This is a genomic window from Mycobacterium sp. (genome assembly GCF_052143115.1).
Lineage (GTDB): Bacteria > Actinomycetota > Actinomycetes > Mycobacteriales > Mycobacteriaceae > Mycobacterium.
The window spans coordinates 1-8337 of record NZ_JBKQTQ010000159.1; the positions used below are offsets into that span (position 1 = coordinate 1).

Genomic DNA, 8337 nt, shown 5'->3' on the forward strand with positions numbered 1-8337 from the left:
TCTTCAATTGGCGGTCGGGTGTGCGGCGAACGTGCGCCTCAATGAGGGAGACCTCATCTTCAAAGAAGGTGAAGAGGCAGACAGCTTCTATCTGATTCGCCAGGGACAGGTCGCGCTGGAACTCTTCGTTCCGGGTCGCGGCAGTTTGACGATTCAAACCGTCGGGGAAGGCGACATCCTCGGATGGTCATGGTTAATACCGCCATACCACTGGAGATTCGATGCACGCGCGATGAAGCCAACCCTCGCGATCGTGCTGGATGGTAAGTGCCTGCGTGCCAAATGCGAAGAGGATCATGAGCTCGGCTACCAGCTGGGGAAGCGAATCGCCTCAAGTCTGGGTCAGCGTCTCGATGCCACACGACTCCAGTTATTGGATCTCCTGCGGTATTGACACTCGCTTATCTCGTTGGTCCGCACTCAGGATGTGAAACGTGCCGCCCGACGCGGCTTAAGCTCCCGAGGGGTGGGAGGTCCTCCGTGGGCGCGGCGACTGTCCAGCTTCAGCTTGTGGGGACGACACGAGGGCTGTTAGTGGAGGTCGGCGCATAGCAGAACCGCCGAGTGGGCGTCCGCTCAGTATATGGGGCCATGGACTGGTGATGCGCTGTCGAGGGTGGCGATGTCGTCGGGGGGATCGAGGGCCGTGTCGACGACGCGGCGCCATGGCAGTGTGGGTTTGGCGACCGGGGGAAGCTCGAAGTCGAGGGGCCGCTCATCGCTGTTGAGGATGATGTGCACCATGCGCGTCTTGATGACGCTTCTGACGGTGAGTGCCAGGGTGTGGGAGTCTGCCGACCAGTCGGGCCGGTGCAGTTGGACGCCGTGGAACTCCACCAATGAGCGGGTCAAGAACTCCGGCAGCGAAAGTCCATGCATGACGCGGGTCATGTCCAGTTCGAGGCGGAGCTCGATTAGCCCCCGTACGAAGCGGCGGATGCCTCCGTACGTTTCGGTCAGTGACCAGTCGAACCAGCTGATTTCGTTGTCCTGGCAGTAGGGGTTGTTGTTGCCGCACTGGGTGCGGCGCACCTCGTCACCCACGCCAATCATCGGCACCCCCATCGATATCAGGGTGATGGCGAGTAGGGTTTTCACCCGACGGGTGCGCATCGCCTCGATCGCCCCGTCGTCGGACGGTCCTTCCACCCCGCAATTATTGGAGTAGTTGTCGTCGGTGCCGTCCCGGTTGTTCAACAGGTTGGCCTCGTTGTGCTTGTGGGCGTAGCAGACCAGGTCGTTGAGGGTGAACCCGTCGTGGCAGGCGACGAAGTTGATGCTGTGTTCGACCTCGGCGGGCCGGCCGCCGAACAGGTCGGGGCTGGCCAGCAGGCGATTGGGCAGCAGACCCACGGTGCCGCAGTCACCGCGTACAAACCGGCGGATGTCGTCACGGAATTTGCCGTTCCACTCGCGCCAGCGGTCGCCGACGAACGTCCCGAGTTGGTAAAGGCCGATATCCCAGGCCTCGGCGATCAGCTTGGTGCCCGCCAGCACGGGGTCGCTCTCGACCTGCCAGAAGACCGGTGGATCGGCCATCGGCGCGCCGACGGCGTCCCGCGCCATGGCCGAGGCCAGGTCGAACCGGAAGCCGTCCACGTGCATCTGCTCCACCCAGTGGTGCAGCGTGTCAACAATCATGCGCCGCACCACGGAGTGGTTGGCGTTGACGGTGTTGCCGCAGCCTGTGTAGTCCAGGTATGTGGCCTGGTCCCCCGGTCGAGCAAGTAGTAGGCCCGGTTGTCGAATCCGCGCCAGCAGAACGTGGGCCCCCCGGCCCCACCTTCGGCCGTGTGGTTGAACACCACATCCAAGATCACCTCGATGCCGGCCCGGTGCAGCTCCTTGACCATGGTGCGGAACTCGTCTAGTGCGCCGAGCGGGTCACTCGCGCAGGCGTAGGCCGGGTGCGGGGCAAAGAACGACACGGGGCTGTAGCCCCAATAGTTGACGAGGCCGGGGGGACCGTCTTGCGGATCGAACGCCTGCACCGGCAGGAGCTCAACCGCAGTAACACCCAACGAGCGAAGGTATGGGATCTTGGCCACCAGCCCGGCATAGCTGCCGGCCAGGCGGCGGTCGACGCCGCTGCTGTGGTGGGCGGTCAAGCCCCGGACATGAACCTCGTAGATGACGGTGCGCGCAAAGGGCCGCCCCAAAGGCATGTCGCCCTCCCAGTCGTAGGCCGACAGGTCGCCGACCACACTCTTCATCGCCGTGCGCGGATCCCGGCCCGGGCGCGTGCCGGCCATCCGGTCGTAGTTGGCCGGCACCGCCACCGCAACACCGTACGGATCAAGCAGGAGCGCCGACGCGTCGTGCCGCAACCCCGCGGCCGGATCGAAGGTGCCGTGGACGCGCCACACATAGACTTGCCCCGGCTCCACGTCAGGCACGAGCACATGCCAGAAATTCGACGTGCGGTTCCGCAGTGGCTCCAGCGCGATCACCCGAGAAGGCCGCGCGTCATCGACATCGTCGAACAGCAGCAGATCTACCTGCGCAGCCGTGCGCGACCACACCGAAAAGTTCGTCCCGCCGTCGGCGCGGCGGGCACCCAGCGGAGAAGCCCGACCGGAGGCCTCACTCCCAGCGCGGTCCATGTCCTTCAGTGTGACCATAGACGCTCTACCGAGCCCGCGTCACGACCCCCCCACTGGTACTGAAACGGTGTTGGCTTGTTGCTCCACCTGCAGGACGCGCCGGGTTGTCTTGACCACGGTGTCGGGGTTGAGGCTCATTGAGTCGATGCCCACCTGGACTAGGAACTCGGCCATGTCGGGGTAGTCCGACGGTGCCTGGCCGCACAACCCGGAGTGGATTCCGTTGCGGCGGCAGCCCTCCACGGCCAGGCGGATCATCTCCTTGACGCCATCATCGCGTTCGTCGTAGTCGAAGGCGACGATCTCGCTGTCACGATCGACGCCGAGGGTGAGCTGGGTGAGGTCGTTGGAGCCGATGGAGAAGCCGTCGAAGCGTTTGGCGAACTCGTCGATGAGGATCACGTTGTTGGGGATTTCGCACATCGCATACACCTTGAGCCCGTTGTCGCCACGTCGCAGACCGTGTTGGGCCATCGTCTCGAGGACCAGGTCCGCCTCAGCCACTCGGCGCACGAATGGAATCATCAGCACGACGTTGGTCAGGCCCATCTGTTCGCGGACGCGTTTCATCGCCCGGCACTCCAGCGCGAAGCCCTCGGCGTAGGCGGGATGGGCGTAGCGGGAGGCGCCGCGGAAGCCGATCATCGGGTTGCTCTCGTCGGGTTCGAACGCCGCTCCGCCGATGAGGCTGGCGTATTCGTTGGTCTTGAAGTCCGACATGCGCACCACCACGGGCTTGGGCCAGAAGGCGGCCGCGATCGTGCCGATGCCTTCGGAGAGGCGCTGCACGAAAAACGAGCCTCCGTCGGAGTAGGCGTAGGTCAGTCGATCGATGGTCTGCCGTGCTTCGGGGTCATCGACCCGCTCCGGATGTATCAAGGCCAGGGGATGCACCTTGATGTACTCGTTGATGATGAACTCCATCCGGGCCAGCCCCACGCCGTCGTTGGGAAGAAACGACGTCTTGAACGCGAGATCGGGGTTCCCGAGGTTGATCATGATGTCGGTGCGCGGCCGCTGCATGTCGGACACCTCGGTCCGGTCGACGTGGAAGGGCACCTCACCGCGGTACACCCGCCCCGTGTCGCCCTCGGCGCACGACACCGTGACCAGCTCGCCATTGGGAACGCGCGTGGTCGCGTCGCCTGCGCCGACGACGGCTGGGATGCCGAGTTCCCGGGCGATGATCGCGGCGTGGCACGTCCGGCCGCCGCGGTTGGTGACGATTGCCGCGGCCGTTTTCATCACCGGTTCCCAGTCGGGCGTGGTGGTGTCGGACACCAACACCTCGCCGGGGTGGAAGTCGGAGAGGTGGGTGAGGTTGTCGATGCGTCTGACCACGCCCGAGGCGATCTTCTCGCCGACCGAGCGGCCCTGAGTGACCACCTCGGCGCGACCATCGAGAACATAGCTTTCGAGCGTCGTGCCGCCGCGCTGGGAGGCCACCGTCTCCGGGCGGGCCTGCACGATGTAGAGCTTTCCGTCGATGCCGTCCTTGGCCCATTCCATGTCCATTGGCCGGCGGTAATGTTGCTCGATCGTGCACGCGTAGCCGGCCAGCTCCAAGGCGTCTTGATCGGTGATGCAGAAGCGGGCGCGGTCGGCCTTCGGGGTGGGAATGTTCCGCGTCGTTTCCTTCGTGCCCCCTTCCACGAAGATCATCTTCACCGCCTTGTCGCCGATCAGGCGGCGCAGCACGGCGCGATGCCCGGCCAAAAAGGTCGGCTTGTGCACGTAGAACTCGTCGGGATCCACAGCGCCCTGCACCACGTTCTCGCCCAGCCCGTAGGCGCCGGTGATGAACACCGCGTCGCGAAAGCCCGACTCGGTGTCAAGGGAGAACATCACGCCCGAGGCGGCAAGGTCGGAGCGCACCATCTTCATCACGCCGATCGACAACGACACCTTGAAGTGGTCGAACCCTTGGTCGATGCGGTAGTGGATGGCGCGGTCGGTGAACAGGCTGGCGAAACACTTCTGGCAGGTGTCGAGCAGGCTCTCCTCACCCTTGATGTTGAGGAAGGTGTCTTGCTGGCCGGCGAAGCTCGCGGTCGGCAGGTCTTCGGCGGTCGCCGAACTGCGGACGGCCAGACTTACATCCTCGCCGTACTCCTGCTGCAGCCTGCGGTAGGCGTCGAGGATCTCCGAGGCCAGATCTTCGGGAAGACCTGCGCCGTAGACGATCTCACGGGCGCGCCTGCCTTTGCGGGCCAACGCGGCGACGTCCTCGGGGTCAAGGTCGTCCAGCTCCCGGTGCAGCAGGCCCCAGGCGCCGGCTTGGTCCAGCATGTAGCGATAGGCCTCGGCGGTGGTGGCAAACCCGTTCGGGACGCGGACGCCCTGGTCGGACAGCTTTTGATACATTTCGCCGAGCGACGCGTTCTTTCCGCCGACGAGCGGTACGTCGTCGATGCCGACCTCTTCGAAAAACCGGACGTAGCGCGATGTGCCCATGATCTCTTCCTCGTAGTGTCAAGCGGTCGGGCGGCCATTGAGCCCGGCCACGATGGGGTCCCTCGCAGGCGAGGGCTCTGGAATTGGCTCGAGCCGGTTGCCGGGCGCGAGCGCGCCGAGTGTGTTCACCGCCCCGGGCGCGATGCTCTCGAGCGGCGTGCCGCTGGCGTACCAGTAGAACGGATCATCCTTCGGCGCCAGCGCTGCGACCTGAGCTGGCGCGCCGCTCGGACCGGGATACCAGACTGTCGATTGCACTGGTGCAGTCATCGCGCTCCTTATTCGTGGGCACCATGTTTCCCTCCCAGGAGTCCCTGCAATAGGGACTTTCGACCTGCGATACGCGGTCCCACCAGATCATCAACGTTTGACTGTGGTGGCTGCCAAGCGGCAGCGATGATCACGACGCGGTGAAGTGGCTACGACGTTACGGGAACCTCGGCAAGGTGGGGAACCGATCACGTCCGCGACTGGCTGCCCGACTTCGATCCATGGACCCTTGCTCCGCGACATTTGGTGGAGGACGTTCCAACCTGCCGTTGCCGTAAGGCAATTGGGTACACGACTACAGGCCGGAGAGGGATTGTCCGTTCCAGAGGACGTTCATGGGTAGGGCCATCAATCGGTCGCCGAACGGCAGTGCCCGGGCACCGGTGTAGAAGACGGCGCCGGTGATGAACTGGTCGCCAAGTCGGTCGCGCGCGAATGACAGGTGTCGGAAGTCGTGGATGTTCACTGTTGCCGAGGCTTTGACCTCGACACCGACGACGCGACCGTCTGGTGTCTGGAGGACGCAGTCGATCTCTCGTCCGTCTCGGTCGCGAAAGTGATACAGGTCAACCTCGATATCGGCCGCCACACGTAGCTTCATCAGCTCGTTGATCACGAACGTTTCCATGATCGGGCCCGCGCCATCCGCGGTTGACCTCGCCAGCGAGTCGGCGCTTTGCCCGCGTAACCACGCCGCGAAACCACTGTCGACGACGTGGATCTTGGACCGCTTCTTGATCTTCGCGGTCAGATTCTGTGACCAGGCCGGCAGGCGATGCACCAAATAGACCGTCTCGAACAACGCGAGATCCGAGCGGATCGTCCCCGCGTCGACCCCGATGACCCGCGCCGCTTCGGCCACGTTCAGTTCCTGCGCGGTGATGGCGGCCAGGTAGCGCATGAACCGAGGCAGGCGCTCCATCTGCTCGATCTGCTTCAGCTCGCGCACGTCGCGCTGCGTCACGGTGCGCAGATAGTCCGAGAACCATCGGCTGCGCGCGCGACCCGCGGGCCGCTGTACAACTTCCGGAAAGCCACCGGTGCAGGCCAGCTGCAGATACTCATGGCGCGTGACGGGTGCGGCCTCGATGCCCAGGACCGTTTGGGGTTCGTTGAGCAGTTGCGCAATGATCTTCGGCCGGACACCTGCTCGCTCGGCGACAGACAGCGGCCACAGGTCGAGGAGCGCGACACGTCCGGCCAGTGACTCCGACAGCGTCGGCACCGTCAGGAATCGGGTCGATCCCGACAGGAAGAACTGTCCGGGCCGGCGGTCGCGATCGGTCGCCGTCTTGATCGCCAGGATCAACGGATCCCCGGCGCGCTGGACCTCGTCCAGGAACGTCGGGCGCGGCACGGACATGACATACCCCTCGGGGTCGGCTCGCGCAGACGCGCGTTCGACGTCAACATCCAACGAACGCAGCCATCCACCTAGCTCGGCGTGGAGCTGTTCGAGCAGCGTGGTCTTACCAGCCTGGCGTGGACCATTGATCAGCATGACACGGGTGTACTCTGCAACCTCGCGTAGCTGTTCTAACATGTGCCGCTCAATCAGCCCGTGACCAGCACCATCTAGCACCACAGTCGAGATGCTACTCCTGTTTTGTCGACTTCGTAATCATGATTTGTCGACTTATTTATCCTGTTTTGTCGATCAACTGGATCTTGTTTTGTCGGTGCCGTGATCCTGATTTGCCGACCATCGTCCGGCTCGTGCCTGCTCGGCCAGGCGGCCACCGCTGCTCGGGGCTGCCCGCAGTGTGGCGGACGCGGCCTGTCAGATGTCGGGTACAACCGCGAGCGCGGCGCCGGTGGGACCATCCTGATACACGACAACGGGATTGTGCACCGTGTCGAGCCCCTCGGTTGGGGTCGAATCTGTCCGCCGCTTATCCGCCATCCGTCTCAGAACCGGCGGCTCAACGACCGCTTGCTGGTCCAGCTGGTCCTGCCTGGCCAGCGCGAACGGGTTTGTCCCGCAATCTTTTCCGCTTCACACGCGGAAGGTCGCTGCGCGAAGGACCATAGGACGGTGTGCGCAAAGTTTCGTGGCGCGATCATAGACATCGGATATCAAGGCCACACTTCTGGGAGACCAGCGGTTCGATTTGCCCGCGGTTACATCCGTCGCTGGGGCGGCGCCAGTCGCACACCCGGGCACCGGCCTGCGCGAGATCGACGTCGGTGCCCGACGCGAAGTTCCATCCGCGTGGCGCTAGTGGGTTCAAAATGGGCTCCCAGCCACCGCTTCGACGCCGCTCTTTTCAACTGGGTCAACTAAATGTTGCGTGTTGGAAAGGGGCCAAGGATGGGAGGCCACGTTTGTCGCATCTCCGTCAGCCGGTCATTCGCCTGTTTGACCGAGGTGTCGAGTGTCTGCGCCGCTTCTTCGCGGCTGAGTAACTCAGCCCGGCGTGACTCAATGGCTCTCCTGAGTTCACTGAGCGCCGCTTCAGTCGGTGCGATCCAGGTCGGGTCTCGCTTGAGGACGCCGTCAACCCATATCCAACGCGGAGCCATGCGCTTAAGAAGTCGCTGCTTCGCTGCCACCCACGCTGAGTGGGCGTCCAGGATGTCCTGTTGACATTGTTCGGCGTCTTTTTTGAGCTCCTCAAGCAACTCTTGCTGAGCTACGACAGCGGCCTTGAGTTCATCGAGAGGATTCACGCGGACACCGCCCGGCTTAGCTGTTCTCTAACTTCCAGGACTTGGCTCGCCAGGTTGTCGAATGCGGCGCTAATCGCGGTCGCGTCCGGATGCGGCTGTGTTAACGCGGCGCGAATTGTCCCCAGGATACAAAGGACCGTATCTAACTGATCCGAGAGACGGACCGATGACCACGACGCGCCCGCTGCGACCACCGCTGCAATATGCACGCGACCTCTCGTCACGTTAACGAACTCCACGGAAGTGTCGATTAGAGCCTGATCGCCTCCGCCGACCCCGACCGATGCTGCCCACTGATCGCGCAGTTCACCGAGCCGGATTTCTGATATATCTCCTATGC

Annotated in this window: 7 protein-coding genes; 1 reads left to right on the plus strand and 6 read right to left on the minus strand. The window is 63.7% G+C overall.

Going from position 1 to position 8337, the window contains the following annotated elements; all coding sequences use genetic code 11:
• Window positions 1-394, plus strand: a 394-nt coding sequence (locus ACLQI9_RS16155) for a cyclic nucleotide-binding domain-containing protein (RefSeq protein WP_442391918.1), incomplete at its 5' end; no start/stop codon positions are given.
• Between the two features lie 182 nt (window positions 395-576).
• Here the strand turns inward: ACLQI9_RS16155 and ACLQI9_RS16160 are convergent.
• From ACLQI9_RS16160 to ACLQI9_RS16185, 6 genes are all read right to left on the minus strand, one after another.
• Window positions 577-1641 (minus strand): hypothetical protein, encoded by a 1065-nt coding sequence (locus ACLQI9_RS16160; protein ID WP_442375994.1) that lies wholly within the window; start codon window positions 1639-1641, stop codon window positions 577-579.
• Window positions 1638-2603: an alpha-amylase family glycosyl hydrolase gene (locus tag ACLQI9_RS16165; protein WP_442391919.1), complete on the minus strand. Its 966-nt coding sequence runs from the start codon at window positions 2601-2603 to the stop codon at window positions 1638-1640. The genes ACLQI9_RS16160 and ACLQI9_RS16165 overlap by 4 nt, the downstream gene beginning before the upstream one ends.
• A gap of 39 nt (window positions 2604-2642) precedes the next feature.
• Window positions 2643-5057 (minus strand): phosphoenolpyruvate synthase, encoded by a 2415-nt coding sequence (ppsA, locus tag ACLQI9_RS16170; protein ID WP_442375996.1) that lies wholly within the window; start codon window positions 5055-5057, stop codon window positions 2643-2645.
• An 18-nt stretch (window positions 5058-5075) separates the two neighbouring features.
• On the minus strand, window positions 5076-5327 hold the full coding sequence (locus ACLQI9_RS16175; protein WP_442375997.1) for a hypothetical protein: 252 nt from the start codon (window positions 5325-5327) through the stop codon (window positions 5076-5078).
• A 295-nt stretch (window positions 5328-5622) separates the two neighbouring features.
• Entirely contained in the window at window positions 5623-6912 is a 1290-nt protein-coding gene (locus ACLQI9_RS16180; RefSeq protein WP_442375998.1) for an ATP-binding protein, read from the minus strand.
• A 695-nt stretch (window positions 6913-7607) separates the two neighbouring features.
• Window positions 7608-7997: a hypothetical protein gene (locus tag ACLQI9_RS16185; RefSeq protein WP_442391920.1), complete on the minus strand. Its 390-nt coding sequence runs from the start codon at window positions 7995-7997 to the stop codon at window positions 7608-7610.
• Window positions 7998-8337: the final 340 nt, after the last annotated feature.

Excerpts from the sequence above, each read along its gene's own strand:
- ACLQI9_RS16175 (WP_442375997.1), bottom strand. The coding sequence starts at position 5,327 with ATGACTGCACCAGTGCAATCGACAGTCTGGTATCCCGGTCCGAGCGGC.
- ppsA (WP_442375996.1), bottom strand. The coding sequence starts at position 5,057 with ATGGGCACATCGCGCTACGTCCGGTTTTTCGAAGAGGTCGGCATCGAC.
- ACLQI9_RS16160 (WP_442375994.1), bottom strand. The coding sequence starts at position 1,641 with ATGATTGTTGACACGCTGCACCACTGGGTGGAGCAGATGCACGTGGAC.
- ACLQI9_RS16165 (WP_442391919.1), bottom strand. The coding sequence starts at position 2,603 with ATGGACCGCGCTGGGAGTGAGGCCTCCGGTCGGGCTTCTCCGCTGGGT.